Raw genomic sequence first — 25,408 nt, 5'->3', positions numbered from 1 at the left:
TAAGTCGTACGACCTCACAAGTCGAGGGGACGGTGAACTCGTCTCATCGGACGGACACGGTTCCGTCCCGTTTCGTCTAGCGGATACCCTCCGACTCGTGGCCGACATCCAGATTCCCGCTGACATGAAGCCCGCCGACGGTCGATTCGGCGCTGGCCCCTCCAAGGTGCGCACCGAGGCGCTCGACGCCCTCGCCGCCACCGGAAGCTCCCTGCTCGGCACCTCCCACCGCCAGGCCCCCGTGAAGAACCTGGTGGGCCAGGTCCGCGAGGGCATCGGCTCCCTGTTCTCCCTGCCCGAGGGCTACGAGGTCGTCCTCGGCAACGGCGGCTCCACCGCCTTCTGGGACATCGCCACCCACGGACTGATCGAGAACAAGTCCCAGCACCTCACCTTCGGCGAGTTCTCCTCCAAGTTCGCCAAGGCGGCCAAGCTCGCCCCCTGGCTGGCCGAGCCCACCGTCATCGCCGCCGACCCCGGCACCCACCCCGAGGCGCGCGCCGAGGCCGGTGTCGACGTCTACGCGTACACGCACAACGAGACCTCCACCGGTGTGGCCATGCCGATCGAGCGCGTGGCCGGCGCGGACGAGGGCGCGCTGGTCCTGGTGGACGCCACCTCCGGCGCGGGCGGCCTCCCGGTCGACATCGCCGAGACGGACGTCTACTACTTCGCCCCGCAGAAGTCCTTCGCCTCCGACGGCGGCCTGTGGATCGGCATCTTCTCGCCGGCCGCGATCGAGCGCGCCGAGCGTGTCCACGCGAGCGGCCGCCACGTCCCGGAGTTCTTCTCGCTGCCCACGGCGATCGACAACTCCCGCAAGAACCAGACGTACAACACCCCGGCCCTCGCCACCCTCTTCCTGCTCAACCAGCAGCTGGAGTGGCTCAACGGGCAGGGCGGCCTCGCCTTCTCCACCGGCCGCACCAAGGACTCCTCGACCCGCCTGTACAGCTGGGCGGAGGAGTCGAAGTACGCCACCCCGTTCGTCTCCGACCCGGCCAAGCGCTCGCAGGTCATCGGCACGATCGACTTCGCCGACGAGATCGACGCGGCGGCCGTCGCCAAGGTGCTGCGTGCCAACGGCGTCGTGGACACCGAGCCGTACCGCAAGCTCGGCCGCAACCAGCTGCGCATCGCCATGTTCCCGGCGATCGACCCGGCGGACGTCGAGGCGCTCACCAAGTGCGTCGACTACGTGATCGAGAGGCTCTGACCTCCCGTCAGCTCCGGTCAGGAGGGCGCCCGGTGGCACACCGGGCGCCCTTCGCGTCTCCGCGCGACCCTTCGCTGCCCTGAGCGCGACCGCGCAGCCCTCCGTACCCCGCAGCGCGGCCGCGCCGCTCCGCGCGGCCCCAACCCCGGGCCAGGGCCCGGGCGGTGTCAGTTCCGGCGGCGCAGCCGCCGCAGTCCGAAGAGGGCGGCGGCGCCGACGGCCACCACCACGGCACCGATCTTCAGGGTCCCGTTGCCGTCGGCGCCGGTGCCGCCGTCCGAGGCCGAACTACCGCCGCCGGTGGGCGCCTTGTCCGACGCTCCGGCCGGCGCGTCCTGCGCCAGCACCTCGCTGTCGGCGCCCTCGGTGCCGTACATCAGCTTCGTCCCGTCGGCGGAGTACGAGATCGACTCGCCCTGCCCCTGCAGGGGCACGTCCAGCCGCCCCACCCGCTTGATTCTGCCGCCGTTCCAGTCGTACTGGATGCCGCCGAAGTAGCCCCGCACGGCGAGCTGCTTGCCGTTCGGGGAGAAGGCGGCGTCGGTGGCCCACAGGTCCACGGCGGCGACCGGCTTGAACACGTTCGTGCCCGAGGTGCTCAGGTGCGCGGGTCCCTCGTAGAGGTGACCGCCGTCCTCCTTCTTGTCGATGATGTACACGCGCCCGGTCCGGGGGTGTACGAGCAGCGACTCGGCGTTCCGCGCCCCGTTCGCGTACTTCACGACGTACTGGGTGGCCCGGACGGTCTGGTCCTTCAGCACCTTCGGCTCGGGCAGCCGGTAGATCCACACGTACGGCCACTTGCCGTCGAGGTTGTCGCCGATGTCGCCGACGTAGATCTGGTGGTCCGGCCCGATGGAGACGGCCTCCACGTCGCGCGGGGAGCCGATGCCGCGCAGGGTCACCGTGGCGACGGTGCGGCCCGTCCGGCTGTCGACCGCGTAGATGTACGGCCCGTCGTCGCTGTCGTTGTGCGTCCAGTAGATGCCGGGGTGCAGACGGGAGGCGGCCAGGCCGCTGGACTCCGTGATCCGCGGGTCCTTGATGGTGAACCCTTCGTCACCGGTGCCGCCGTCGGCGGCGGAGGCGGGCAGCGCGCAGGCGCCCAGGAGGAGGACCCCGGCGAGCAGGGCGAACGGTCGACGCATGCCCCAAGCCTGCCATTCGCGCCGGGTGTTTAAGGGGTGTGCGCCCGCGTCGGTGCTCCTGGGGTGGCGGGCCTCACACCCCACCGGTCCGCGTGATCGTCCATCATGAGCGGATGCTCAGGTTCATGCCCGTAGGTGACTCCATGACGATCGGGAGCGCCGGCGAGCACACATGGCGTTACCGACTGTGGCAGCACCTGCGCGCGTCGTACGACGGCCCCTTCACCTTCGTCGGCCCGCGCGAGACCCTGTACGACAAAGAGGCCGACGCCCCGACCTCCCTCGACTACGCCGAACCGCGCTTCCCCCGGTCCCACCTGGCCGGATGGGGCGAGGGCTGGCTCCACATGGCCCCGCTGATCGGCGAGGCGGTGCGCACGTGCCGGCCGGACGTGCTGCTCGTCTCCCTCGGACTCATCGACCTGGGCTTCTACACCAACGCGGAACAGACGGCCGAGAACGTGCGGACCTTCGTCGCCGAGGCGCGCGCGGCGGCCCCGCGCATCCGGATGGTGCTGCTGCCGGTGATCCCGAACATCCGCGCCGAACTGGACGCCCCCTTCGCCGATCAGGTGGACCGGTTCAACGTCCTGCTCGCGAAGCTGGTCGCCGACCTGGACGAACCCCGCTCCCCGATCCTGCCGGCCTCGCCGCCGCGCCCGTACGACATCCACACGGACACCTACGACGGCACGCACCCCAACGAGACCGGCGAACACCGGATCGCGGGCGCCTTCGCGGCGGCGATGTGGGAGGCGTGGGGGTTCGGCCAGGCGTACGAGGCCGGAACGGATTGACCTGATCCCGGCGTCTCCCGGTCACCGTGCGTATCGTTGAACCGCGCGGCCGCAATCGTCGACGGAGCGGCCGGGGAGGAGCGCCACGATGACCGTCCTCGAAGACAGGATCGCGATGGCCGAGAGCGACAACCCGATCACGCTCGACGATCTGTTCGAGCGGCTCGAGAAGATGCCCGTCCCCGAGGGATACAAGGTCGAGATCGTCGAGGGGACCGTCTTCATGTCGCCGCAGCGGGACACCCACTGGGAAATCATCGCCGACCTCTACGAGCAGTTGCGGACCAAGTACCCCCGGAAACGGGTGAAGTCTGACGTCCGGATCGACTACCCGGGCCACCTCAACGGCTTCGCCACGGACGTGACGGTGATCTCCGAGGGCGCCGAGAAGACGCCGGCCGGCCAATGGCGGCACAGCGACGTCGAGTTCGCCGCCGAGGTCATCTCCAAGGGCACCGCGGCCAACGACTACGGCCCCAAGAAGGCCGCCTACGCCGAGGCGGAGGTCCCGGTCTACCTCGTCGCCGACCCCTACCAGCGCCGGTGCCACGTCTACACCCAGCCCAAGGAAGGCGGCTACGAGATCGAGACCACGGTGGCCTTCGGCAACGACCTGGACCTCACCGGCACCGTCGTGGGACTCACCCTCAAGACCGACGAGTTCCCCCAGGACTGACCGGCCGCCCTTGCCTGGAGCGCACTCCAAGCCGTTGGCTAGGACCTCATGAAGTACACGCAGCTAGGACGCACCGGACTCAAGGTCAGCCGACTCGTCCTCGGCACCATGAACTTCGGCCCGCAGACCGACGAGGCCGACAGTCACGCGATCATGGACGCGGCGCTGGACGCGGGCATCAACTTCTTCGACACCGCCAACGTCTACGGATGGGGCGAGAACAAGGGCCGGACCGAGTCCATCATCGGGAACTGGTTCGCCCAGGGCGGCGAGCGCCGCGACAAGGTGGTGCTGGCCACCAAGGTGTACGGCAACATGGCCGCCGACGGCGACGCCTGGCCCAACCACGACAAGCTGTCCGCGGTGAACATCCGCCGGGCCGTAGACGCCAGTCTCAAGCGTCTGCGGACGGACTACATCGACGTCTACCAGTTCCACCACATCGACCGGAACACCCCCTTCGAGGAGATCTGGCAGGCGATCGACGTCCTCGTCCAGCAGGGGAAGATCCTCTACGTCGGCTCCTCCAACTTCCCCGGCTACAAGATCGCCCAGGCCAACGAGGCCGCCGCCCGCCGCCGCGGCGGCACCATCGGCCTGGTCAGCGAGCAGTGCCTGTACAACCTCGCCGAGCGGCGCGCCGAGATGGAGGTCATCCCGGCCGCGCAGGAGTACGGCCTCGGGGTCATCCCCTGGTCGCCGCTGCACGGAGGTCTGCTCGGCGGTGTGATCAAGAAGGAGGTGCAGGGCGGGCGCCGTGCCTCCGGACGGGCCGCCGACACCCTGGCCGACCCCACCACACGCGCGCAGATCCAGTCCTACGAGGACCTGCTCGACAAGCACGGTCTGGAGCCCGGCGAGGCCGCCCTGGCCTGGCTGCTCACCCGGCCGGGGGTGACCGGCCCGATCGTCGGCCCGCGCACCGCCGAGCAGCTCGCGTCGGCCCTCAGGGCCGTCGAGCTGGAGCTGTCGCAGGAGCTGCTGACCGGCCTGGACGAGATCTTCCCGGGCCCGGGGCCGTCCCCGGAGGCCTTCGCCTGGTAGCGCACCGGCGGCGGGGAACCGCACGGCGACAGGCGGTTCCCCGGCGCCCGGCCGGGTCTCTACCTGACCGCCGCCGCCACGGCCACCACCACGAACATCAGCACAAGCACACCGGCCATGATCCGGTTCCGGGATTTCGGGTCCACACGACGAGCCTAACCGGTCCGCCCGAGTGCCCAGCGGGCGACCGCCTCGTACCGGGGCTGCTCCCCGGGCACCCCGGAGGTGGGCAGGTCGCTGCGCACCAGCACCAGATCGGCCACGGTCCAGGTGCGGCTCGTGAAGTCGCGCAGGCCCTCCACGTACGGCCGCGCGTCCACCCCGTCCCGGCTGCGCGCCACCGTCAGGTGGGCCTTGTAGCGGCGGTGCTCGCCCATCGGCACGCCCGCCCTGCGGGCCGCCGCCTCCGCCCGGTCGGCCAGCAGCCGCAGGGCGTCCAGGTCACCGCGGGCGCCCGCCCACAGGGCCCTGCCGTGCCCGAACTGCCCCCCGCCCGCGACCGCCAGCGGGAACGGGTCGGTGCGCCGGGCCGCGTGCTCCAGCCGGTCCGACAGGTCGGGGACGAGTTCGTCGCCGACCTCGCCGTAGAAGGCGAGCGTGAAGTGCCAGCCGGGGCGGCCGGTCCAGCGCAGCCCGTCGGCACCCGGCAGCCGGCGCAACAGGGCCACCTCGGCCGCCAGCTCGTCCGTCACGTCCGCGGGGGGCAGCACGGCGGCGAAGAGTCTCATGGCGTCACCCTGGCAGGGAACGGATCACGGGGCCAGCCGCCCGCCGGACACGGCGCGCGGACGCCCCGGGGACCGCCGGACGCGGTGCGCGGGCGTGATGCGCGGGCGGGGTGCGCGGGCGTGATGCGCGGGCGTGATGCGCGGACGTGGTGCGCGGGCGTGGTGCGCGGGCGTCCGGGGAGCGCCGAAAACCCGCTGCCCCGGCGTCCCGGACCCGGCACCATCGACGGCATGGAGAACACCGGGAAGACCATCATCAGAGCGGGCGGCCCTGACGACATACCCGTGATCCTCGGCATGCTCGACAGCGCCGTGACGTGGCTGGTCGCGCGGGGCCGGACCCGGCAGTGGGGCACCGAGTCCTGGTCGGGCGACCCGCGGGCGGTGGCGCTGGTCGAGCGGTACGTCACCGAGGGCTCGCCCTGGATCGCCGAGGTGGACGGGGTCCCGGCCGCCACGCTCACCCTCACGGACGGCCCCGCCCCCTATCTGGCACCGGCCGACGAGCCCGAGCGGTACATCCACCTGCTCGCCCGCGACCGGCGCGCCGCGGGCCGCGGCACCGGTGCCGCCCTGCTCGCCCACGCCGCCGCGGAGACCAGCCGGGCCGGGATCTCCCTGCTCCGGGTGGACTGCTACGCGGGCGACGACGGCGGGCTGGTCGCCTACTACGAGCGCAACGGCTTCGTCCGCACCGAGTCCTTCCGGCACGGCGCGGACGAGTGGCCGGGGCAGGTGCTGGCCCGCAGGGTCTAGGGCCTGTCGCGAAGGCCGGACCCCGCGGGCCGGGCGCTCAGGCGGCCGTGGCCAGCCGCTCCCGCTCGCGCGGGACGAACCGCACCTGCGGATGACCGCGGTGCCAGCCCACCGAGAGGCGCAGGCCGCCGACCCGGGCGAGGGCCAGGCCGACCGAGGCGGCCGCGGCGGCCGAGATGAGACCGCCGAGGGCGAAGCCGACCCGGGGGCCGTAGGTGTCGGTGATCCAGCCGACGACCGGTGCGCCGATCGGCGTACCGCCCATGAACACCATCATGAACAGGGCCATCACCCGGCCGCGCATGGCCGGGTCGGTGGCCATCTGCACGGAGGTGTTCGCGGTGACGTTGACCGTGAGGCCGCACACCCCGATGGGGACCATGAGCAGCGCGAACAGCCAGTACGACGGCGCCAGCGCGGCCACGGTCTCCAGCGCGCCGAAGGCCAGCGCCGCGGCGATCAGCAGCCGCAGCCGGGCCGTGCCGCGGCGGGCCGCCAGCAGGGCGCCGCCGAGCGAGCCGACGGCCATCAGCGTGTTGAAGAGGCTGTAGGCGCCGGCCCCGGCGTGGAAGACGTCGTCGGCGTAGGCCGACAGCCACACCGGGAAGTTGAAGCCGAAGGTGCCGATGAACCCGACCAGGACGATCGGCCAGATCAGCTCCGGGCGGCCCGCCACGTACCGCAGCCCCTCCCGCAGCTGGCCCTTGCCGCGCGGTGCGCGCTGGACCACGTGCAGCTCACGGCCGCGCATGAGCAGCAGGCCGGCCAGCGGGGCGACGAAGGACAGTCCGTTGAAGAGGAACGCCCAGCCGGTGCCCACGCCGGTGATCATGACGCCCGCGACGGCGGGGCCGACCAGGCGGGCGGACTGGAAGTTCGCGGAGTTCAGGCTGACCGCGTTCTGCAGCTGGTCCGGGCCGACCATCTCGGAGACGAAGGACTGCCGCGCCGGGTTGTCGACCACGGTGGCCAGACCGACGGCGAAGGCCGCGACGTAGACGTGCCACACCTGCACATGCCCGGAGAGGGTGAGGAAGGCGAGCGCGAGGCCCGTGACGGCCATGGCCGACTGGGTCACCAGCAGCGTGGGGCGCTTGGGCAGCCGGTCCACGAGGACGCCGCCGTACAGGCCGAACAGCAGCATCGGAAGGAACTGCAGGGCCGTGGTGATGCCGACGGCCGCGGAGGAACCGGTGAGGCTGAGCACCAGCCAGTCCTGGGCGATGCGCTGCATCCAGGTGCCGGTGTTGGAGACGACCTGCCCGACGAAGAAGAGGCGGTAGTTGCGGATCCTCAGCGAGCTGAACATCGAGGACGCGCGGGATTCGTGGGTGGCCGTCGGTGCGGGGGCGGAAGGTGTTCCGGATCCCGAACTCAAAAGGTTCGCCTCCTTCGGGGGCTGGTTACAGGTGAGCGAGCTTCTCCAGCACGGGGGCGGCTGCGCGCAGCTTGGCCCACTCGTCCTCGTCGAGGCCGTCGACCAGGCCGGCCAGGAACGCGTTGCGCTTGCGGCGGCTCTCCTCGAGCATCGCCTCGGCCTGTTCGGTCCTGGTGACGACCTTCTGGCGACGGTCATCGGGGTGCGGCTCCAGACGGACCAGGCCCTTGCCCTCGAGCAGCGCGACGATGCGGGTCATCGACGGCGGCTGGACGTGCTCCTTGCGGGCGAGCTCGCCCGGCGTGGCACTGCCGCAGTTGGACAGCGTGCCCAGCACCGACATCTCGGTGGGGCTGAGGGACTCGTCGACCCGCTGGTGCTTGAGCCGACGGGACAGCCGCATCACGGCGGAGCGGAGGGAGTTCACAGCGGCAGCGTCGTCGCCATGGGTGAGGTCCGGCATGTTCCTTAGCGTAACTCATTACTCTGACTAAAGACCAACGGGACACGCCCAGATGCCCGTGACGCCCGCCACTGAACCCCTCGATCACCCGAACGAGTGACACGGTTCCGAAAAGCGACGCATGGGACGACCCGATGTGGCGACCCTCATACCCATGGGGACCACTGTGCTCAGCCTGCGGATGGACGGGGAGCTGCTCGAGAGGCTCCGGCACCACGCGGCCAAAAGGGGAATGAGCGTGCAGGACTATGTGGTCCGCACGCTCATTCGGGACGACTTCGACGAACGGTTCCAGACCGCCGTCGAGGAGACGGAGAGGTTCTACGGCGTCACGTGACGCCCCCGTCTCAGGTCAGGCCGAGGGCCGGCATCAGGTAGTAGAAGGCGAACACCGCCGAGACGACGTACATCGGGACCGGGATGTCCCGGGGCCGGCCGGCGGCCAGGCGCAGCACGACGAAGGTGATGAAGCCCATGCCGATGCCGTTGGTGATCGAGTAGGTGAACGGCATCATGAGCATGGTCACGAAGGCCGGGATCGCGATGGTGTAGTCCGCCCAGTCGATCTCCTTGATGGAGTTCGACAGGATCAGGAAGCCCACCGTGATCAGCGCCGGGGTGGCCGCCTGCGAGGGGACCATGGTGGCGATCGGTGTGAGGAAGAGGGCCACGGCGAACAGGCCGCCCGTGACCATGTTCGCGAAGCCCGTGCGCGCGCCCTCACCGACACCGGCCGTGGACTCCACGAACGCGGTGGTGGCCGAGGAGGAGCTGGCGCCGCCCGCCGCGACGGCGAGGCCGTCGACGAAGAGGACCTTGTTGATGCCCGGCATGTAGCCCTGGGCGTCGGTCAGCTTGGCCTCGTCGCTGATGCCCATGATCGTGCCCATGGCGTCGAAGAAGCACGACAGCAGGACCGTGAAGACGAAGAGGATGCCGGTCAGCACGCCGACCTTGCCGAAGCCGCCGAAAAGGCTGACCTGGCCGACCAGGCCGAAGTCGGGGGTGGCCAGCGGGTTGCCCGGCCACTTCGGGACCGTCAGGCCCCAGCTCGGGACCGTGGCGACAGCGTTGATGATCAGCGCGAGGACGGTCATCCCGACGATGGAGATCAGGATCGCGCCCGGCACCTTGCGGACGATCAGGGCGAAGGTGAGCAGCGTGCCCAGGATGAAGATCAGCACCGGCCAGCCGGTGAGGTGACCGTTGACCCCGAGCTGGAGCGGGACGGTGGTCTGGGCGACGTCCGGGACGCGGGTGACGAAGCCGGAGTCGACCAGGCCGATCAGCATGATGAACAGGCCGATACCGATCGAGATCGCCTTGCGCAGGCCGAACGGCACGGCGTTCATCACGCGCTCGCGCAGACCCGTGGCGACCAGCAGCATGACCACGAAGCCGGCCAGCACGACCATGCCCATGGCGTCCGGCCAGGACATACGGGGGGCGAGCTGGAGCGCGACGACCGAGTTCACACCGAGGCCGGCGGCGAGCGCGATCGGCACGTTGCCGATGACACCCATGAGCAGCGTGGTGAACGCGGCCGTCAGGACGGTCGCCGTGACCAGCTGGCCGTTGTTCAGGTGGTGCCCGTACATGTCCTTCGCGCTGCCGAGAATGATCGGGTTCAGCACGATGATGTACGCCATCGCAAAGAAGGTGGCGAAACCGCCACGGATCTCGCGGCCCAGAGTGCTGCCGCGTTCCGAGATCTTGAAGTAGCGGTCGAGAGCGCCGTAGGCGGGCGAGCCGCCCGGCTTCTCGGGGGTGACCTTGGCAGGTGCCGAGGTGGACATGCGTAACCTCATCACCGACGGGGTTCCCCCGAGCCCCATTGGAGTTTCATACGAGCAGAAGTGGTCAAAGGCAAACGGTTTCAGTATGAAGGTATGAGTCGGAGATCGCTATCTCCGCGCGTAGACCCGCCAGGCCCTTAAGCTGTGCCCATGGCTAAGTGGACCCCCAAGCACGAGGCGCCGGAGCCCCTGGAGGGCCCCGTGGTCGCCACCATCACCGGCGGCACGATCGTGTGGTTCGTCCTCTTCCTGGTCCAGCTCCCCTTCTACGGCTGGTTCGCGGGCCACGGGCACGCCTGGTGGGTGTGGACCTGCCTGGCCGGCGGCGGTCTCGGACTGATCGGCGTCTGGTACGTCCGCAAGCGGGACGCGGCGATCAAGCGGTCGGCCACCCTGGAGTCGGCGTCCGCCGAATAGCCGCACACGCCGGACAGCCGTACCGACCGGCCGTACGACCCAGGCAGGACAACCGGTCATCCCCTGGTCGGAAATGCACCCCACTCGGCAGGTGAACCGACAAAAGCGCACGTACCGTCGAATGCATGACGCACATCGACGCGGGCGCCGAACTCGACCCCGTGCACCCGGTGGCCCTGCCCGAGAGCCGCTCGGGCGGGCTGACCGGCGCCGAGGTCGCGGAGCGCGTGGCGCGCGGGCAGGTCAACGACGTGCCGGTGCGCAGCAGCCGCTCGATGGGCGAGATCGTCCGCGCGAACGTCTTCACCCGGTTCAACGCGATCATCGGTGTGCTGTGGCTGGTCATGCTGTTCGTCGCGCCGATCCAGGACAGCCTGTTCGGCTTCGTGATCCTCGCCAACACCGGCATCGGCATCGTCCAGGAGTGGCGCGCGAAGCAGACCCTCGACTCGCTCGCGGTGATCGGTGAGTCCCGGCCGACCGTCCACCGCGACGGCAGCGCCGTGGAGGTCCCCACCAGCGGAATCGTCCTGGACGACCTGGTGGAGATAGGCCCCGGGGACAAGGTCGTCGTGGACGGCGTGTGCGCGGAGACCGACGGTCTGGAGATCGACGAGTCGCTGCTCACCGGCGAGGCCGACCCCGTGGTCAAGCGCCCCGGCGACCCGGTCATGTCCGGCAGCTTCGTGGTCGCGGGCGGGGGCGCCTTCCGGGCCACCAAGGTGGGTCGTGAGGCCTACGCCGCCCAGCTCGCCGAGGAGGCCTCCCGCTTCACCCTCGTCCACTCCGAGCTGCGCACCGGCATCTCCACGATCCTCAAGTACGTGACCTGGATGATGGTCCCGGCCGCGATCGGCCTGGTCGTCACCCAACTGGTGGTCAAGAGCGACGGGCTGAAGGACTCGGTGGCCCGCACGGTCGGCGGGATCATCCCGATGGTGCCCGAGGGCCTGGTGCTGCTGACCTCCGTGGCCTTCGCCATCGGCGTCATCCGGCTGGGCCGCAAGCAGTGCCTGGTGCAGGAGCTGCCCGCCATCGAGGGGCTGGCCCGGGTCGACACCGTCTGCCTGGACAAGACCGGCACCCTGACCGAGGGCGGCATGGACGTCACCGGCCTCCAGCCGCTGGGCGGCGCGGACGAGACGTACGTGCGCAGGGTGCTGGGCGCCCTCGGCGAGTCCGACCCCCGGCCCAACGCCTCCCTCCAGGCGATCATCGACGCCTACCCCGACAGCGAGGAGTGGCGCTGCGTCGAGTCGCTCCCCTTCTCCTCCGCCCGCAAGTACAGCGGCGCCTCCTTCAGCGAGGGCGACGGCGAGGCCAGCACCTGGCTGCTGGGCGCCCCCGACGTGCTGCTCGCCGACGGCGACCCGGCCCTGGCCGAGACCGAGCGGCTCAACGAGCAGGGGCTGCGGGTGCTGCTCCTCAGCCGCGCCACCCGGGACCTGGACGACCCCGAGCCGGCCAGGGGCGCCCGCCCCACCGCCCTCGTCGTCCTCGAACAGCGGCTGCGGCCCGACGCCGCCGGCACCCTCGGCTACTTCGCGGAGCAGGACGTCCGCGCCAAGGTCATCTCCGGCGACAACGCGGTGTCCGTCGGCGCGGTCGCGGCCAAGCTGGGTCTGTCCGGCACGGCGGTGGACGCGCGCCGGCTGCCCCCCGAGCGCAAGGCGATGGCGGACGCGCTGGACGAGGGGACCGTCTTCGGCCGGGTCACCCCGCAGCAGAAGCGGGACATGGTGGGCGCGCTGCAGTCGAAGGGGCACACCGTGGCGATGACCGGCGACGGCGTGAACGACGTCCTCGCGCTCAAGGACGCGGACATCGGCGTCTCCATGGGCTCCGGTTCGGAGGCCACCCGGGCGGTCGCGCAGATCGTCCTGCTGGACAACAGCTTCGCCACCCTGCCCTCGGTGGTGGCCGAGGGCCGCCGGGTCATCGGCAACATCACCCGCGTGGCCACGTTGTTCCTGGTCAAGACGGTGTACTCGGTGCTGCTCGCCGTGCTGGTGGTGTGCTGGCAGGTGGAGTACCCCTTCCTGCCCCGGCACCTGACCCTGCTCTCCACCCTCACGATCGGCGTCCCGGCCTTCTTCCTCGCCCTGGCCCCCAACCGGGAACGGGCCAGGCCCCACTTCGTCCGCAGGGTCATGCGCTACTCGATCCCGGGCGGGGTGGTGGTCGGCGCGGCGACCTTCGTGACGTACCTGATCGCCCGCCACCACTACACCGGCCCGGACTCCCTGGAAGCGGAGACCAGCGCGGCGACCCTGACCCTGTTCCTGGTCTCGATGTGGGTCCTGGCCATCATCGCCCGCCCCTACACCTGGTGGCGCGTCGCCCTGGTGGCGTCGATGGGCGTCGCTTTCCTCTTCGTCCTCGCGGTACCGGCCCTGCAGATCTTCTTCGCCCTGAAACTGGTCGGCATGGCGATGCCGTGGACGGCGGTGGGGGTGTCGGTGCTGGCGGCGGCCACCCTGGAACTCACCTGGAGGTGGGTGGACCGCCGCTTCCCGGCGTGATCGGTCAGACCGAGGGCCACATGGTCCGGCCGGCCGCGAGGCCCCCCTTGCCGTCACCGGCGTACAGGCGCAGGTCGCCGCTCTCGTGGTGAGGACTACTTCACGTCCACGTAGTCACCCGTCGCGCTCACCGCCGGGGTGGTCGACGTGCCCGCGAAGCTGAAGCGCCAGTAGCCGTCGTACGCGGCGGTGGCGGTGGCCTTCAGGTTGCCCGACGAGTCGGAGGAGACCGTCTTGACGGTGGTGTACGTGGTGGTGCCCGCCTTGCGGAACTGGAGCTTGACCGGCTGGCTGGTGTAGCCGTGGTAGAGGTTGTCCTCCCAGTTGGCGCGGGAGAGCTTGCCCGTGGTGGTGAGGGTCTTGCCCTTGGCGACCGGCTCCGGGCCGGCGTCGGCCGTCAGCTTGGAGTAGCGCTGGAGGTTCGTGGTGGCCATGTCACCGTGCTCGGCGTAGCCGACCTTGCTCAGATCGGGGTTGTTCGGGTCCTGGCCGTTGAAGGCGGTCGCCTCCGCGGCGACGGACCAGCTGCCGGCGTCGGCGTTCTTCAGCTCGCCCTCGCCCGGGTAGAGGTCGACGGTGCCGGTGCAGGTGGCGGCGGTCGACGAGGTGGGCGAGCAGGTGGCGAAGTCGTCGCCCTCCAGCGTCTTGGACGGGGCGTCCAGCGTGCCGCGGTAGAGGTAGGCGTCGGCGTAGAAGTCCGACGCGGTGATGTCCACGTCCGAGCCGTGCGTCAGCGTGAACGTGTAGGTGGTGCTGACCTTGTTCGTCGTCCCCACCTTGATCGCCGAGGCGATCTTGAGGTCGGAGAAGCTGACGTCCATCGTGTACGGCGTACCGCTCGACGTGGCCGCGTGCGCGGCCGGGACGGCGAGGGCGGACAGGGCGAGGGCGCCGGAGACGGCGGCCACGGTGGCACGTATGCGCATGTGCGGTTCCCTGGAGGGAGAGATGATCGTGGAGTCGGTCGACTCACGCGATCAGATCCGCGAGGCCCGGCTCCGGTTGTACGGCCGAAGCCGTTCCCGGCGATTCTTTGTCCGCCGATTGCCCGCTCATGACGCAAGTGGGAAGAAACGTTCCGGCCCCGGAGGCGGCGTGCGCTTCCGGGGCCGGACGGTACTGCTGACTACGTCATGACCGCTTACTGCACGTCGACGAAGTCACCCGTGGCGTTGACCGCCGGGGTGGTCGTGGTGCCCACGAAGGCGTAACGGAAGTAGCCGTCTTCCTTGGCGGTGGTCGTCGTCTTCAGGTTGCCCGAGGAGTCCGACGTGATGGTCTTCAGCGTCGTGTAGGTGCTGGAGCTCTTCTTGCGGAACTGCAGCTGCACCGACTGCTTGGTGTAGCCGTGGTACTTGTGGTCGTCCCAGTTGGCGCGGGTGAGGGCGCCGGTGACCGTGATGGTCTTGCCCTTCTTCACGGGCTCGGGCGAGGCGTTGACCGTGAGCTTGGAGTAGCGCTGCAGCTTGGTGGTGGTCAGGGCGTCCTGATCCACGTAGCCGACCTTGGTGATGTCGAAGTTCGGGTCCGACGGGTCCTGGCCGTTGAAGGCGAAGGCGTAACCCTCGGCCTTCCAGGTGGTGGCGTCCGCGTTGATCAGACCGAAGTCCTCGTCCTGCGGGTAGATGTCGATGGTGCCCTTGCAGGAGGCGACGGTCGTCGACTGGTCGGTGCAGGTCGGCCAGTCGTCGCCGATCTGCAGCCCGCTCGGGTTGTCGTACGACCCGCGGTAGATGTCCACGTCCATGAGGAAGTCATCGGCGTGGATGTCGACGTCCGCGCCGTGCGTCACGGTGTAGGTGACCGGCACGGAGACGTGGTTGGTGGTGCCCACGACGATCGGCTTGCCATTGTTGACCTTCACGCCGGAGAAGCTGAGGTCCAGCGCGTAGGGCTCGTCCTCGGCCGCGGCGGCCGAGGAGCGGAACGCCGACTTGCCGGAGGTGGCGTGGAGGGCACGGGCGGCCTTCGACAGGTCGGCGGGGCTGAACGCCGAGGAGCCGTCGGCGGCCTGCGCGGCCGGCACGACGAAGGCGGAGAGGGCCAGGGCGCCGGTGACGGCGGCCACGGTGGCACGTATGCGCATGCGTTCCCCTGTATGGAGAGTGGGGCCGGCGGCCGCACCGTACGGTGCGTCATCGTCGCCGGCCCCAACTGATCTTGGGAGCCTGCTGGCTCACATGATCAGATTCGCGATGCACGGGAAAGGTTGTACGGAATTTGAAAATTGCTGAATGAACCAGTGAAGGGTCGCGGTGGACCCGTGTCTCAGTCGAACCACCGGTCGCGCGCCAGTTCCCCGGTGCGGGTCGGGTCCTCCAGCAGGGCCGCGACCTCGAAGCGGCGGGGCCACTGGCCGGCCGCCCAGGCGAGGCCCGCCGCGACGCCCTCCAGGGTGGCCGCGTGCAGGACGCCGTCGTCGGTGAGGCGCCAGTCGATCTCGACGCCGTCGACGACCAGCTCCTCGTGCTCGACGTAGGTGGCGGGGGTGCGCGGGCCGAGCAGCACCCGCACCGGCTCCGGTACGTCGTGCTCGGCGCCCTCGGAGTGGATCTCGCCGGTGACGGACTCGCTCAGCCGCCGCACCTGGAACAGCTCGGCCAGCTCGGCGGCGCGGGCCGGGCGGACCGGCAGCAGCGGGACGCCGGCGGTGAAGGGGAGCAGGTCCGGGGAGTCGACGACCACCGCGTCGGCCGCGTCCACGACCCGTACCTGCCCGTCGACCACGGCCCGCAGCTCGTCGGGCAGGGTCACCTGGTCCGGGTCCAGCTCGGCCAACGCGCCGTACAGACCGTGCAGTTGGGCCGGGCCGACCGGACGCTCGGGGTCGGCGAGCCGGTCCAGCAGTTCGGCCGCGCCGCCGGGCTCGTCGAGCAGCGCGGACACGGAAGTCCGTACGCCGAGCGCGCGCAGCACCTGCTCGTCCTCGAAGCCGGTGGCGTCGGCCTCGTCGTACAGGCCGCGCAGCAGCGGGTCGCCGCCCGCCGCGAGCAGCCCGGCGGGCCGGCGCCCGGCGAGGACCGGGTGCCCGCGCAGCCACCAGGCGGTGTACGGGCGGACGACCTCGTGGGTGCCGTCGGGCAGCAGGACGCGCACCGGCTGGGTGAGCGCGTCGCGCAGCGGCGGCCGGGCGAGCAGCGCGAGCGCCTCGGGCCAGTGGTCGTCGTCCACCAGGTCGAGGTCGCGCACGGCGACCAGCTCGGTGGCGACCGGCGGTACGGGGGTGTCCGGGAAGCGGTCGAGGATGTCCTCGCACCAGACGTCGACGGCGTCGAGCAGGCCCGCGTCGTCGGGTTCGGCGAAGTCGCCTTCCCGAGGCTCCAGTTCGTCCGGGTCGAGGACGACGTCCGTGGCGCGGACGAGCGCGAAGTCCGCGAGCACGCCGCAGGCGGTCAGCGGCTGTTCGCCCCACCGGTCGGCCAGTTCGGCGTCCACGGCGGCCAGCTCGTCGGCGCGCACCACCCGCGCGAAGGCGCTGCCGGGCAGCACCAGCTCGCCCGCCGGGGCCAGTTCGCCGTCCTCGTCGGGCAGCGCGAGGGCGCCGAGCCACGGCTCGTCACCGGGCTCCAGGGCCGCGTCGCGCACCAGCGCCAGGACGGTGTCGGCCAGTTCCTCTGCGTCGAGGGCGTCCTCCTCCCACAGCGCGCCGCCCTCGTCGTCCAGCGAGGCCGCCACGGCGGCCCGCACCTGCGGGGTGGTCAGCACCGCGCGCGGGGTCGCGGGCAGCGCGCCCAGCTTCTCCAGCAGCGGGTGCGCGGCGTCCTCGTGGGCGACCTTCAGCCCGAGCCGGCCGAGCACGTCGGGGTCGATCCGGGCGCCGTCCGCGGTGGGCAGCAGGATCTGCCGGGGTCCGACGGCGGTGCGTCCCGCCCCGGTGCCGAACGCCTCGGCGGCGGTGCCGGCCAGCGGCACGGGCAGCCCGGAGAGCCGGTCGGGGTCGATCCCGGCGAGGCTGTCGTACAGCCGCCACCACCAGCCGGGGGCCTTCTCAAGACCGGCCAGCCGGTCGATGGCGTCGGCGAGCGGGAGCCGGGCGACGCCGAGCACGCGCAGTTCCGCCCGCCGTTCCAGTCCGGCGGGCAGCAGGGTGGGCAGCACTTCCGCGAGTACCCGTACGGTGTCCGCGCCCACGCCCTCCACGACCTCGGCGTCCCGCGGGCGCAGTGCCTCGGGGAGGTCCTCGTCGCGCTCGTCGCCCTTGGCCTCGACGGCCGGCGGCAGGAAGGCGGTACGCGGCAGCCGCTCCAGGATCGCCTGCCGCAGCGCGCCGTCCAGCTCCCCCTTGCCCAGCGGCCCGGGTACGAGGTCGATCATTCCCTCGGTCACCGGGCGCCAGGCGGCGAGCAGTGCGGCGTAGGCGTCCGCCGCCCGCTGCACCAGGAAGTCGGTGAGCGGGCCGGGGGCGGCGTGCCGGCGGGTGGTGTCCAGCGGGAACGACGCGATGAGCAGGGCGGGGACGCCGAGGGGCTCGTCGCTGGGGGTGGGGGCGTGCACGACGGGTGTGGTGCGCGGGCGGGCCGGGCGGCCGTCGGCGTCGGTGGGGACGGCCCAGGTCACCGACCAGTGCGGGCGCAGGCGTTCCTCCACCGGCCGGTCGGCGAGCAGGTCGGGGGTGAGCGGGCCGTGCGCGGCGGCGGTACGCCAGCGGGTGGTGCCGTCGCGGGAGTCCTCCACCACGGTGACGGCGTCCTCGGTCCGGCGGCGCAGGGTGCGCGGGCTCTCGCCGTTGACCTCGACGACGACCTCGTCGAGCCCGGGCAGGGCGAGCAGCAGGGCGTCGTCGACGGCGTCGAGGAGGCGTTCGGCGAGGTCGGTGGCGGCGGTGTCGCGCAGCGGCAGGATGACGGCGGTGTCGTACGGCTCCGGGGCGGAGCCCTCGGCGGCGAACGGCAGTCGCAGCAGCGGGACATGTCCGTCGCGGCGCCGGATCTCGTCCCCGAGGCCGGGGCTGTGCCGGGCGGTGTCGGCGGCGAGGGTGCGGGCCTCGGCGAGGGACCAGCGGACCCCGCCGTGGCGGCCGATGATCGCGGGCTCGTCGGTGACGGAGAGGACGGCGGCGAAGCCGACGCCGAACCGGCCGACGGCGCCGTGGGTGTCCTGGGCGTCGCGCTTGGCGGAGGCGCGCAGGGTGGACAGGGACTCGACACCGGTCGCGTCCAGGGGGGCGCCGGTGTTCGCGGCGACCAGCACGCCGTCGCGCAGGGTGAGCCGCAGCCGGCCGGGGGCGCCCACCCGGGCGGCGGCGTCCGCGGCGTTCTGGGCCAGCTCGACCACAAGGCGGTCCCGGTAGCCGCCGAGGACCAGGTCCTCCTCGGCGTTGGCGTCCTCGCGGAACCGGGCGGGGCTGGTGGCCCAGGCGTCGAGGACCCCGCGGCGCAGGCGGGCGGTGCCGAAGGGGTCGGCGCCCTCGGCCGCGGGCCGCACGTACTTGCTCACGTTCACTCTCCTCGTCGACGTGAGGACGAAGGTACAGCGAGCGCGCCGGGGAGACCGAAGGGCGAGGTCAGGGCGGGGTGCGGATCGGGGTCGGGTCGCCGACCCCGATCAGCCGGTCTGCGCGGCCCGGCCGGCTGCGGGGGCGACTGACCCATGTGGTCCAACCGACCCCAAGCGCTCAACCGCCCCGGAGAGGAAAGGGCCCGGGGGAGCGCCGAGTCGCCCGAACCAGCCGGCCTGGGGACAGCCGGCCCCGAGCACGCAGCCGCCCCCGAGCAGGCACCGCCCTGGGGACAGCCGGCCCGGAACCAGCCGGCCGGCGGAGGCTACGAGTGGCCGAGTTCCGCCGTTTCGTCGTCTCCCGTCGTCGGGACCGAGCCCGAGTCGCGGGACGGGCGGAGCGGGAAGGGGTCCACCCGGGTCTCGTCGATCACCGGCGCGGGCGGCTGGGGCGGCTTGGGCATGACCGCCGCCTCCGAGTGGCCGCCGCAGCCGTAGCCGAAGGAGACCACGCGGCCGTCGGCCGGGGAGAACTCGTTGGCGCAGACGCCGAAGGCCTGGCCGAGGGAGCCGCCGATGGGGGTGAGGAAGCCGCAGCTCATGCAGGTGGCCGGGGCCGCCTGGGCCATCGGGGTCTTGGGGCCGAACGCGTCCTCCCAGCGGTCGGCGGCGACGTGCAGGCCGTAGCGGGACAGCACGCGGGCACGGCGCAGACCGAGTTCCTCGGCGAGCGCGGCGATGGTGCCGCGGGCCGGCACGGTCTGCTGGACGGCCGGGGTGCCGGGGGTGACCTCGGCGTCCTCGGCCTCCGCGAGTTCCGCGATCTCCCCGGACAGGACCGAGTTCGGCGGCGGCTCCTCCTCGCCCGTGTAACCGGGCTCCAGGCGCAGGTCCTCCTGGTCGGTCGGGAGCAGGTCACCGGGGCCGAGGTCGCCGGGGCGCAGGCGCTCGCTCCACGGGACCCACTCGGGGGCGAGGAGGGCGTCGGGGCCGGGGAGCAGGACGACCTCGTCCAGCGTCACGATCTTCGCTCGGGAGGCGCGGGCCACCGTCGCCGCCCAGCGCCAGCCGCGGTAGCCGGGCTCCTTGCACTCGAAGAAGTGCGTGACAACACGGTCGCCCTCCGACACCAGGCCGGCGTGCTCGCCGACCACTCCGGGTGCGGCGGCCTCCTCGGCGGCGGCCCGTGCGAGGTCGACGGCCTCGGCGCACAGGCGGTCGGGGGTGCGGCTTCGCGTTGTCGCTGCGCTCACAGGTATCGCTTCTCTCCTACGCCGTCTACACGAGTGCTGCTGCCTCCGGCGGTGAAGCGGACGGAGCGGACCTGTGGGCCGCATCGACGTCCGCGTCCGATCGCGCTCGGGCGCACCTCTGCCATCCATTCTGCGTTATGGCTGAGATACGCACGCTACCCCGTCGCCGGTGGTCGGGGACAGTCCGCCGCCGCGCGGCGATGTCTCCGGCCCGTCCACCGGTCGCGGACGTCCCGCGGACACACCCGGATTCCGGCCCCCTCGGCCGGTGTACGACGCTCCCCCGGGCGCCCGGCCGTGCGGGGGAGAAGCGGCGGGACGAGCCGGGCGTTCGACTCGCTTGAATTCAAACCGCACTATCGGGCGGTGTCTCGGGGCACTATGAACGACGTGGCAGCCGCGGACAGGGGGAGCGTTCGGGGTGGCGGTTCGGGCCGGGTCGGCGGTGCCGTCCGCTCGGTCGGCCGTGCCCTGCACTTCCCGGTGACCGGCACCGCGCGCGGGATCCGCAAGGCCACGCACGCCCACGGGGCGGGCGAGTCCGGTCTCGGCAAGCTGATCGAGCTGCACGCGGTGAACGGCGCCGGGGACGTCATGATCACCGTGGCCCTGGCGTCCACGGTGTTCTTCTCCGTGCCCACCGACGAGGCCCGCGGCCGCGTCGCGCTCTACCTGGCCATCACGATGGCCCCCTTCACCGTCCTCGCCCCCGTCATCGGTCCGCTGCTCGACCGGCTGCCGCACGGCCGCCGCGCGGCGATGGCCGGGGCGATGCTGGCGCGTGCGCTGCTCGCGCTGATCATCTCGGGGGCGGTGGCGAGCGGGAGTCTGGAGCTGTATCCGGCCGCGCTCGGAGTGCTGGTGGCCTCCAAGGCGTACGGGGTGGTGCGCAGCGCCGTCGTGCCGCGTCTGCTGCCGCCGGGGTTCTCGCTGGTGAAGGCCAACTCGCGGGTGACCCTGGCCGGGCTGCTGGCCACCGGCGTGGCCGCGCCGATCGGGGCGGGGCTGCACGCCGTCGGGGACCCGTGGCCGCTGTACGGCGCCTTCGTGATCTTCGTGGCCGGCACGTTCCTGTCGTTCTCCCTGCCGCGCAAGGTGGACTCGGCCAAGGGCGAGGACTTCGCGCTGCTCGCCGCCGACGAGGAGCATCTGCACGGGCCACGGCAGAAACTGGCCAAGCGCCCCGGTCTGCGCACGGTCGGGCCCGCCGTCACGCACGCCCTGGGTGCCAACGCCGCCTTGCGCTGCCTGTCCGGCTTCCTGATCTTCTTCCTCGCCTTCCTGCTGCGCGAGCACCCGCCGGCCGGGGAGAGCGCGGCGGTCTCGCTCGGGATCGTCGGGGTCGCGGCGGGCACGGGCAACGCGCTCGGCACGGCCGTCGGCGCCTGGCTGAAGTCGAAGGCGCCCGAGATCATCATCGTGACGGTCGTCGCCGTGGCGCTCGGCACCGCGATCGTGGCCGCCCTGTTCTTCGGGCCGTTCCTGGTGGCCTGCCTGGCCGCGGTCGCCGGGTTCGCGCAGGCGCTGGCCAAGCTGTCCCTGGACGCGCTGATCCAGCGGGACGTGCCCGAACTGGTGCGGACCTCGGCGTTCGCCCGGTCGGAGACACTGCTCCAGATGGCCTGGGTGTTCGGCGGCGCGATCGGCATCGTGATGCCGCTCAACGGCACCCTCGGCCTAGTCGTCGCCGCCGCGATCGTGGCCGCCGGCTGGCTGACCACGCTGCGCGGCCTGCTCGCCTCGGCCCGGCACGGCGGCCGCGCACGAGCGCGAGTGGCGTAACGAACCGGGCACGCCGTACCCCACATGGGCAGACGGCTGCGGGGGCCCGATAGCCTTCGGCCATGACCACGCTGCAATCCGTTGTGCGACGCCGCCGCGCCGTCGCCGCCGCCGGCGCCGTTTCCGCCGGACTGCTAGTCCTGTCGGGCTGCGAGAAGCCGACGCCCGTCGCGACCGTCACCGTGGGCCGAAGCTCGGTCAGCTCCGAGGCGGTCTGCTACAACGACGGCAAGGCGCTGGACGCCGCGTCGCTCACGAAGTGCGCCAAGAACGCCGGCGACATCGAGTCGATCAAGCTGGACCAGGACGAGAGGGTCCGCTTCGGGGTCGACCCGAAGATCGCCGACAGCGGCTGGACGATCCTGGTGAACGGCCGCCAGTTCACCGACGTCAGCAAGAAGACGTACCGCGCCATCCCGGGCAGCGCCTTCTTCAACTCCCAGTACGGCACCCAGGGCAACACCAACACCGTCTCGATCCAGATGGGCACCAACCCGGCCAAGGGTCTGTGGTCCTTCAAGCTGAAGAAGGCCTGATCACGCCTTCCGTACGCGTCCTCGTAGCCACCGCGGTCCCGACCGAACGGAACGCGGTGGCAGGGGCGTTCCCCGGCGCCGGAGCCGGGGAGAGCGCACTGCCCGGGACGGTCCGCGTGGTGCACGCGGCCGCCGGGTTCGACCTGCTGGCCGCCGGTGTGGGGCCTGCCCTGGCCGCCGCCTCCACCGCCACCGCGCTCACCGCCGCGGCGCTGGCCGGCCGCCCCTACGGCCTGGTCGTCTCGGCCGGGATCGGCGGCGGCTTCCAGCCCGGCGCGCCGCTCGGCTCGCTGGTCGTCGCCGACGCGATCACCGCGGCCGACCTGGGCGCCGAGACCACCGACGGCTTCCTGCCGGTCACCGAACTCGGCTTCGGCACCGTCACCCACCGGCCGCCCGAATCACTCGTACGAGTCGCGTGCGAGGCCACCGGCGCGCGCGCCGGCACCGTCCTCACCGTCTCCACCGTCACCGGGACCGCCGCCCGCGCCGCCGCGCTGCGCGACCGGCACCCTGGGGCCCTCGCCGAGGGCATGGAGGGGTTCGGGGTCGCCGAGGCCGCCGCCGCGCACGGGGTGCCCGTGCTGGAGGTCCGCGCGGTCTCCAACCCGGTGGGCCCCCGCGACCGCGCCGCCTGGCGCATCGGCGACGCGCTCACCGCCCTCACCGAGGGGTTCGGGAAGCTCGCGCCCGCACTGGAGAGTTGGAACCCGCATGCCCACTGAATCCCTGCAGATCGCCTACTCCCCCTGCCCGAACGACACGTTCGTCTTCGACGCCCTCGCCCACGGCCGGATCCCCGGCGCACCCGCGCTCGACGTGACCTTCGCCGACATCGACATCACCAACGGCATGGCCGAGCGCGGCGAGTTCGACGTACTGAAGGTGTCGTACGCCGTGCTGCCGTACGTCCTGGACGACTACGCGCTGCTGCCGTGCGGCGGCGCGCTCGGCCGGGGCTGCGGGCCGCTGGTGCTGACCCGGGAGGACGGCGCCGAGCTGACGGGCCGGACGGTCGCGGTGCCCAGCGAGCGGTCGACCGCGTACCTGCTGTTCCGGCTGTGGGCGGCGGACACGCTGCCCGGCGGGGTCGGCGAGATCGTGGTCATGCCGTTCGACGAGATCATGCCGGCCGTGCGCGACGGCAAGGTGGACGCCGGGCTCGTCATCCACGAGGCCCGCTTCACCTACCAGAACTACGGGCTGCACAAGCTCGCCGACATGGGCGAGCACTGGGAGCGCACCACCGGGCTGCCGATCCCGCTGGGCGCGATCATCGCCAGGCGCTCGCTGGGCGCCCCGGCGCTCGGCCGGATCGCCGACGCCGTCAAGGCGTCCGTACAGGCCGCCTGGGACGACCCCGAGGTCTCCCGGCCGTACGTCATGGAGCACGCCCAGGAGATGGACCCGGCCGTCGCGGACCAGCACATCGGGCTGTACGTCAACGAGTTCACCGCCGACCTCGGCGAGGACGGCTACGCGGCGATCCGCGGGCTGCTCACCCGCGCGGCGGCCGAGGGACTGGTGCCGCCCCTCGGCCCGGACGCGCTCGCCTTCCCCTGAGGGTCACCGCTCCCCCGGGGCCGGCCGCGGGTCACACGTCGAGCTGATCGGCGACCGCGCGCAGCAGGCCGGCGATCTTCTTGCCGGAGGTCTTCTCGGGGTAGCGGCCCCGCTCGAGCCCCGGGGTGATGTTCTCCAGGAGGGTCGTCAGGTCCTGCACGATGGAGGCCAGCTCGTCGGGCTTCTTGCGCTGGGCCGCCGCGACGGACGGGGTCGGGTCGAGCACGGTCACGGAGAGTGCCTGGTCACCGCGCTGACCGGCGACCACGCCGAACTCGACGCGCTGGCCCGGCTTGAGCGCGTCGACTCCGGCGGGGAGGACCGAGGAATGCACGAAGACGTCACCGCCGTCGTCGCGGGAGAGAAAGCCGAAGCCCTTCTCGCTGTTGAACCATTTGACCTTGCCGGTAGGCACGTCTGTCCTCGTCCTCGTCCTCGTCGGGAAAAAGCTTCGTAAATCGGCTCTCGTCAGCCCCGGGGCGGGTCGACCGTGACCCGCCGACACCTGGCGCTACCGAGCGCTACCAAGGCTAATGGTCTTCGGGCGGGTGACAAGACGTCCCCCGGTTGTTCTCTCGGGCTGGGAACTACCCTGGTCCGGTGCGTGACAAAACCCAAACGAATTCCACCGGGCCCGGTGACCGGCTGATCCGCGCCGGTGCCGTCGTGTTCTTCATCGGCGCCCTGGCCACCATGGTCACCATGGCACCGCTGTTCTTCGGGGCGAAGCCTTTCCCGACCTACATGTTCGGCTTGAGCATGCTCATGGCCATCGGATTCCTCGTCGCCGCCGCGGGCGTGCTGCGTTCGGTCGCCGCCGGCCGGCGTCAGGCCCGGGGCGCCGGCCGATGACCGGCCAGCCAGCGCGGGAAGGCGGACAGGTCGTCGAGCACCACGTCCGCCCCGGCCGCCCGTAGCTCACCGCCGTCGCACGGCCCGGTGGCCACGGCGACCGACAGCGCGCCCGCCGCGCGGGCGCCGCGCACGTCCCCGACGTGGTCGCCGACGTACACGCTCGCGCCGTACGCGCGCAGGGCCTCCGCCTTCTGCTCGGCCCACAGGTCGCCCACCACGACGTCGGGCGATATGCCCAGGTGGGCGAGGTGCAGCTTGGCGTTCGGCTCGTACTTGGCGGTGACCACCATGGTCCGCCCGCCGGCCGCCCGCACCGCCTCGACGGCCTCCCGCGCCCCCGCCATGGCGGGCGTCGCGGCGATCGCGAACGACGGGTACATCTCCCGGTACAGGTCGGCCACGGCGGCGACCTCCCCGGCCGGGAACCAGTTCACCAGCTCCTCGGCGAGCGGCGGCCCGAGCCGGGTCACCGCCAGATCCGCGTCGATGTACGTCCCGGTCCGCTCCGCCAGCGCCACGTAGCAGGCGCGGATGCCCGGCCGGGAGTCGATGAGCGTCATGTCGAGGTCGAAGCCGACGGTGAGGGCGGGGAGCGTCATGCGGGCCATTGTGCCGGGCCCTCCCGACGGCGCGCCGCGCCCCTGGGCGTCAGGGCCTGCGCTGGGAGCGCCAGACCAGGAACAGCGCCGAGGCCACCGCCGCGCCGCGCACCACCCAGGGCCAGGTCTCGGCCAGGGCGTCGTTCATGTGGCCGTGCGCGATGGGGTCGCCCCAGCGGCCGTTGTCGCGGCCCCAGAGCCAGACCAGACCGGCCGCCAGCGCCAGGGAGGGCACGCCCAGCACGGCCCACTTGGTCTCCGCCGGGGTCAGCCGCCGGGAGCCGTAGGCGATCAGCCAGCCCAGGAGCAGCGCGAACCAGTTGCCGAGCACGGCGCCCGCGACCAGCGCGGCCGCGGCCAGCAGCAGGAGCGGGTTGGTCCAGCCGGCGGCGGGGCGCGGCAGCAGCCGGCGGGCGGGGGCGGCGGGGGCGGTGCGCCCGAAC

At 72.0% G+C, this 25,408-nt stretch carries 24 protein-coding genes and 1 pseudogene; 13 read left to right on the top strand and 12 right to left on the bottom strand.

What is annotated here, in order from left to right; translation table 11 throughout:
* The first annotated feature begins 97 nt into the window (after window positions 1-97).
* On the top strand, window positions 98-1,216 hold the full coding sequence (gene serC / locus PV343_RS32080) for a phosphoserine transaminase (protein ID WP_319150552.1): 1,119 nt from the start codon (window positions 98-100) through the stop codon (window positions 1,214-1,216).
* 167 nt (window positions 1,217-1,383) lie between these two features.
* On the opposite strand, the gene PV343_RS32075 is transcribed toward serC, so the two are convergent.
* Window positions 1,384-2,364, bottom strand: a complete 981-nt coding sequence (locus tag PV343_RS32075) for a WD40 repeat domain-containing protein (protein WP_319150551.1) — start codon at window positions 2,362-2,364, stop codon at window positions 1,384-1,386.
* A gap of 113 nt (window positions 2,365-2,477) precedes the next feature.
* Between PV343_RS32075 and PV343_RS32070 the strand changes: the two genes are divergently transcribed.
* The 3 genes from PV343_RS32070 (at window position 2,478) to PV343_RS32060 (ending at window position 4,881) form a co-directional block, all read left to right on the top strand.
* Window positions 2,478-3,161 carry an SGNH/GDSL hydrolase family protein gene (locus PV343_RS32070; protein ID WP_319150550.1) on the top strand — a complete coding sequence of 228 codons (684 nt, stop codon included), beginning with the start codon at window positions 2,478-2,480 and terminating at the stop codon, window positions 3,159-3,161.
* 88 nt (window positions 3,162-3,249) lie between these two features.
* On the top strand, window positions 3,250-3,837 hold the full coding sequence (locus PV343_RS32065) for a Uma2 family endonuclease (RefSeq protein ID WP_319150549.1): 588 nt from the start codon (window positions 3,250-3,252) through the stop codon (window positions 3,835-3,837).
* Window positions 3,838-3,885: 48 nt separating this feature from the next.
* Entirely contained in the window at window positions 3,886-4,881 is a 996-nt protein-coding gene (locus tag PV343_RS32060) for an aldo/keto reductase (protein ID WP_319150548.1), read from the top strand.
* A gap of 155 nt (window positions 4,882-5,036) precedes the next feature.
* Here PV343_RS32060 and thpR read toward each other — a convergent pair whose 3' ends face one another.
* Window positions 5,037-5,609, bottom strand: a complete 573-nt coding sequence (gene thpR / locus PV343_RS32055; protein WP_319150547.1) for an RNA 2',3'-cyclic phosphodiesterase — start codon at window positions 5,607-5,609, stop codon at window positions 5,037-5,039.
* 231 nt (window positions 5,610-5,840) lie between these two features.
* Between thpR and PV343_RS32050 the strand changes: the two genes are divergently transcribed.
* On the top strand, window positions 5,841-6,365 hold the full coding sequence (locus tag PV343_RS32050) for a GNAT family N-acetyltransferase (RefSeq protein WP_319150546.1): 525 nt from the start codon (window positions 5,841-5,843) through the stop codon (window positions 6,363-6,365).
* A 37-nt stretch (window positions 6,366-6,402) separates the two neighbouring features.
* Here PV343_RS32050 and PV343_RS32045 read toward each other — a convergent pair whose 3' ends face one another.
* A complete protein-coding gene (locus tag PV343_RS32045; RefSeq protein ID WP_319150545.1) occupies window positions 6,403-7,743 on the bottom strand; it encodes an MFS transporter in 1,341 nt (446 codons plus the stop codon).
* A 25-nt stretch (window positions 7,744-7,768) separates the two neighbouring features.
* Window positions 7,769-8,206 (bottom strand): MarR family winged helix-turn-helix transcriptional regulator, encoded by a 438-nt coding sequence (locus tag PV343_RS32040; RefSeq protein ID WP_020940738.1) that lies wholly within the window; start codon window positions 8,204-8,206, stop codon window positions 7,769-7,771.
* A gap of 154 nt (window positions 8,207-8,360) precedes the next feature.
* On the opposite strand from PV343_RS32040, the gene PV343_RS32035 reads away from it, so the two are divergent.
* Complete coding sequence (locus tag PV343_RS32035; protein ID WP_043478484.1) at window positions 8,361-8,543, top strand: ribbon-helix-helix protein, CopG family; 183 nt, start codon at window positions 8,361-8,363, stop codon at window positions 8,541-8,543.
* A gap of 10 nt (window positions 8,544-8,553) precedes the next feature.
* On the opposite strand, the gene PV343_RS32030 is transcribed toward PV343_RS32035, so the two are convergent.
* Window positions 8,554-10,002 (bottom strand): NCS2 family permease, encoded by a 1,449-nt coding sequence (locus tag PV343_RS32030; RefSeq protein WP_319150544.1) that lies wholly within the window; start codon window positions 10,000-10,002, stop codon window positions 8,554-8,556.
* Between the two features lie 150 nt (window positions 10,003-10,152).
* Here PV343_RS32030 and PV343_RS32025 point away from each other — a divergent pair, with 150 nt between their 5' ends.
* Together PV343_RS32025 and PV343_RS32020 are read left to right on the top strand one after the other, a co-directional pair.
* Window positions 10,153-10,419: a DUF2530 domain-containing protein gene (locus PV343_RS32025; protein WP_319150543.1), complete on the top strand. Its 267-nt coding sequence runs from the start codon at window positions 10,153-10,155 to the stop codon at window positions 10,417-10,419.
* Window positions 10,420-10,544: 125 nt separating this feature from the next.
* Window positions 10,545-12,941 (top strand): HAD-IC family P-type ATPase, encoded by a 2,397-nt coding sequence (locus PV343_RS32020; protein WP_319150542.1) that lies wholly within the window; start codon window positions 10,545-10,547, stop codon window positions 12,939-12,941.
* Window positions 12,942-13,036: 95 nt separating this feature from the next.
* Here the strand turns inward: PV343_RS32020 and PV343_RS32015 are convergent, their stop codons facing one another.
* From PV343_RS32015 to PV343_RS32000, 4 genes are all read right to left on the bottom strand, one after another.
* Window positions 13,037-13,867, bottom strand: a complete 831-nt coding sequence (locus PV343_RS32015) for a hypothetical protein (protein ID WP_319150541.1) — start codon at window positions 13,865-13,867, stop codon at window positions 13,037-13,039.
* Between the two features lie 215 nt (window positions 13,868-14,082).
* Window positions 14,083-15,027 carry a hypothetical protein gene (locus PV343_RS32010; protein ID WP_319150540.1) on the bottom strand — a complete coding sequence of 315 codons (945 nt, stop codon included), beginning with the start codon at window positions 15,025-15,027 and terminating at the stop codon, window positions 14,083-14,085.
* A 182-nt stretch (window positions 15,028-15,209) separates the two neighbouring features.
* Complete coding sequence (locus tag PV343_RS32005; protein ID WP_319150539.1) at window positions 15,210-18,377, bottom strand: sacsin N-terminal ATP-binding-like domain-containing protein; 3,168 nt, start codon at window positions 18,375-18,377, stop codon at window positions 15,210-15,212.
* Window positions 18,378-18,703: 326 nt separating this feature from the next.
* Window positions 18,704-19,630, bottom strand: coding sequence for a DUF3027 domain-containing protein (locus tag PV343_RS32000; RefSeq protein WP_319150538.1), 927 nt, complete (start codon window positions 19,628-19,630; stop codon window positions 18,704-18,706).
* Between the two features lie 381 nt (window positions 19,631-20,011).
* On the opposite strand from PV343_RS32000, the gene PV343_RS31995 reads away from it, so the two are divergent.
* The 4 genes from PV343_RS31995 (at window position 20,012) to PV343_RS31980 (ending at window position 23,511) form a co-directional block, all read left to right on the top strand.
* Entirely contained in the window at window positions 20,012-21,412 is a 1,401-nt protein-coding gene (locus PV343_RS31995; RefSeq protein ID WP_319150537.1) for an MFS transporter, read from the top strand.
* 62 nt (window positions 21,413-21,474) lie between these two features.
* A complete protein-coding gene (locus PV343_RS31990) occupies window positions 21,475-21,948 on the top strand; it encodes a DUF2771 domain-containing protein (protein ID WP_319150536.1) in 474 nt (157 codons plus the stop codon).
* Window positions 21,921-22,673 (top strand): futalosine hydrolase, encoded by a 753-nt coding sequence (locus PV343_RS31985; protein ID WP_319150535.1) that lies wholly within the window; start codon window positions 21,921-21,923, stop codon window positions 22,671-22,673. The genes PV343_RS31990 and PV343_RS31985 overlap by 28 nt, the downstream gene beginning before the upstream one ends.
* Window positions 22,663-23,511 carry a 1,4-dihydroxy-6-naphthoate synthase gene (locus PV343_RS31980; protein WP_319150534.1) on the top strand — a complete coding sequence of 283 codons (849 nt, stop codon included), beginning with the start codon at window positions 22,663-22,665 and terminating at the stop codon, window positions 23,509-23,511. Before PV343_RS31985 ends, PV343_RS31980 begins: the two co-directional genes overlap by 11 nt.
* A 31-nt stretch (window positions 23,512-23,542) precedes the next feature.
* On the opposite strand, the gene PV343_RS31975 is transcribed toward PV343_RS31980, so the two are convergent.
* Window positions 23,543-23,926 (bottom strand): cold-shock protein, encoded by a 384-nt coding sequence (locus PV343_RS31975; RefSeq protein WP_319150533.1) that lies wholly within the window; start codon window positions 23,924-23,926, stop codon window positions 23,543-23,545.
* A gap of 185 nt (window positions 23,927-24,111) precedes the next feature.
* On the opposite strand from PV343_RS31975, the gene PV343_RS31970 reads away from it, so the two are divergent.
* Window positions 24,112-24,363, top strand: a complete 252-nt coding sequence (locus PV343_RS31970; protein WP_319150532.1) for a hypothetical protein — start codon at window positions 24,112-24,114, stop codon at window positions 24,361-24,363.
* Here the strand turns inward: PV343_RS31970 and PV343_RS31965 are convergent.
* Together PV343_RS31965 and PV343_RS31960 are read right to left on the bottom strand one after the other, a co-directional pair.
* Complete coding sequence (locus PV343_RS31965; RefSeq protein ID WP_319150531.1) at window positions 24,339-24,974, bottom strand: HAD family hydrolase; 636 nt, start codon at window positions 24,972-24,974, stop codon at window positions 24,339-24,341. The two genes, PV343_RS31970 and PV343_RS31965, sit on opposite strands and share 25 nt — an antisense overlap.
* A gap of 40 nt (window positions 24,975-25,014) precedes the next feature.
* A pseudogene (locus PV343_RS31960) lies at window positions 25,015-25,408 on the bottom strand (hypothetical protein); the annotation flags it as partial.

Source organism: Streptomyces sp. WI03-4A (assembly GCF_033792105.1).
In the GTDB taxonomy this organism is placed as follows: domain Bacteria; phylum Actinomycetota; class Actinomycetes; order Streptomycetales; family Streptomycetaceae; genus Streptomyces; species Streptomyces collinus_A.
This window is presented reverse-complemented; position numbering and strand designations above follow the sequence as displayed.

Excerpts from the sequence above, each read along its gene's own strand:
- PV343_RS32040 (WP_020940738.1), bottom strand. The coding sequence starts at position 8,206 with ATGCCGGACCTCACCCATGGCGACGACGCTGCCGCTGTGAACTCCCTC.
- PV343_RS32030 (WP_319150544.1), bottom strand. The coding sequence starts at position 10,002 with ATGTCCACCTCGGCACCTGCCAAGGTCACCCCCGAGAAGCCGGGCGGC.
- PV343_RS32075 (WP_319150551.1), bottom strand. The coding sequence starts at position 2,364 with ATGCGTCGACCGTTCGCCCTGCTCGCCGGGGTCCTCCTCCTGGGCGCC.
- PV343_RS32025 (WP_319150543.1), top strand. The coding sequence starts at position 10,153 with ATGGCTAAGTGGACCCCCAAGCACGAGGCGCCGGAGCCCCTGGAGGGC.
- PV343_RS31990 (WP_319150536.1), top strand. The coding sequence starts at position 21,475 with ATGACCACGCTGCAATCCGTTGTGCGACGCCGCCGCGCCGTCGCCGCC.
- PV343_RS32035 (WP_043478484.1), top strand. The coding sequence starts at position 8,361 with ATGGGGACCACTGTGCTCAGCCTGCGGATGGACGGGGAGCTGCTCGAG.
- PV343_RS32015 (WP_319150541.1), bottom strand. The coding sequence starts at position 13,867 with ATGCGCATACGTGCCACCGTGGCCGCCGTCTCCGGCGCCCTCGCCCTG.
- PV343_RS32060 (WP_319150548.1), top strand. The coding sequence starts at position 3,886 with ATGAAGTACACGCAGCTAGGACGCACCGGACTCAAGGTCAGCCGACTC.
- PV343_RS32070 (WP_319150550.1), top strand. The coding sequence starts at position 2,478 with ATGCTCAGGTTCATGCCCGTAGGTGACTCCATGACGATCGGGAGCGCC.
- PV343_RS31980 (WP_319150534.1), top strand. The coding sequence starts at position 22,663 with ATGCCCACTGAATCCCTGCAGATCGCCTACTCCCCCTGCCCGAACGAC.
- thpR (WP_319150547.1), bottom strand. The coding sequence starts at position 5,609 with ATGAGACTCTTCGCCGCCGTGCTGCCCCCCGCGGACGTGACGGACGAG.
- PV343_RS31965 (WP_319150531.1), bottom strand. The coding sequence starts at position 24,974 with ATGGCCCGCATGACGCTCCCCGCCCTCACCGTCGGCTTCGACCTCGAC.
- PV343_RS32020 (WP_319150542.1), top strand. The coding sequence starts at position 10,545 with ATGACGCACATCGACGCGGGCGCCGAACTCGACCCCGTGCACCCGGTG.
- PV343_RS32010 (WP_319150540.1), bottom strand. The coding sequence starts at position 15,027 with ATGCGCATACGTGCCACCGTGGCCGCCGTCACCGGCGCCCTGGCCCTC.
- PV343_RS31995 (WP_319150537.1), top strand. The coding sequence starts at position 20,012 with ATGAACGACGTGGCAGCCGCGGACAGGGGGAGCGTTCGGGGTGGCGGT.
- PV343_RS32050 (WP_319150546.1), top strand. The coding sequence starts at position 5,841 with ATGGAGAACACCGGGAAGACCATCATCAGAGCGGGCGGCCCTGACGAC.
- PV343_RS32065 (WP_319150549.1), top strand. The coding sequence starts at position 3,250 with ATGACCGTCCTCGAAGACAGGATCGCGATGGCCGAGAGCGACAACCCG.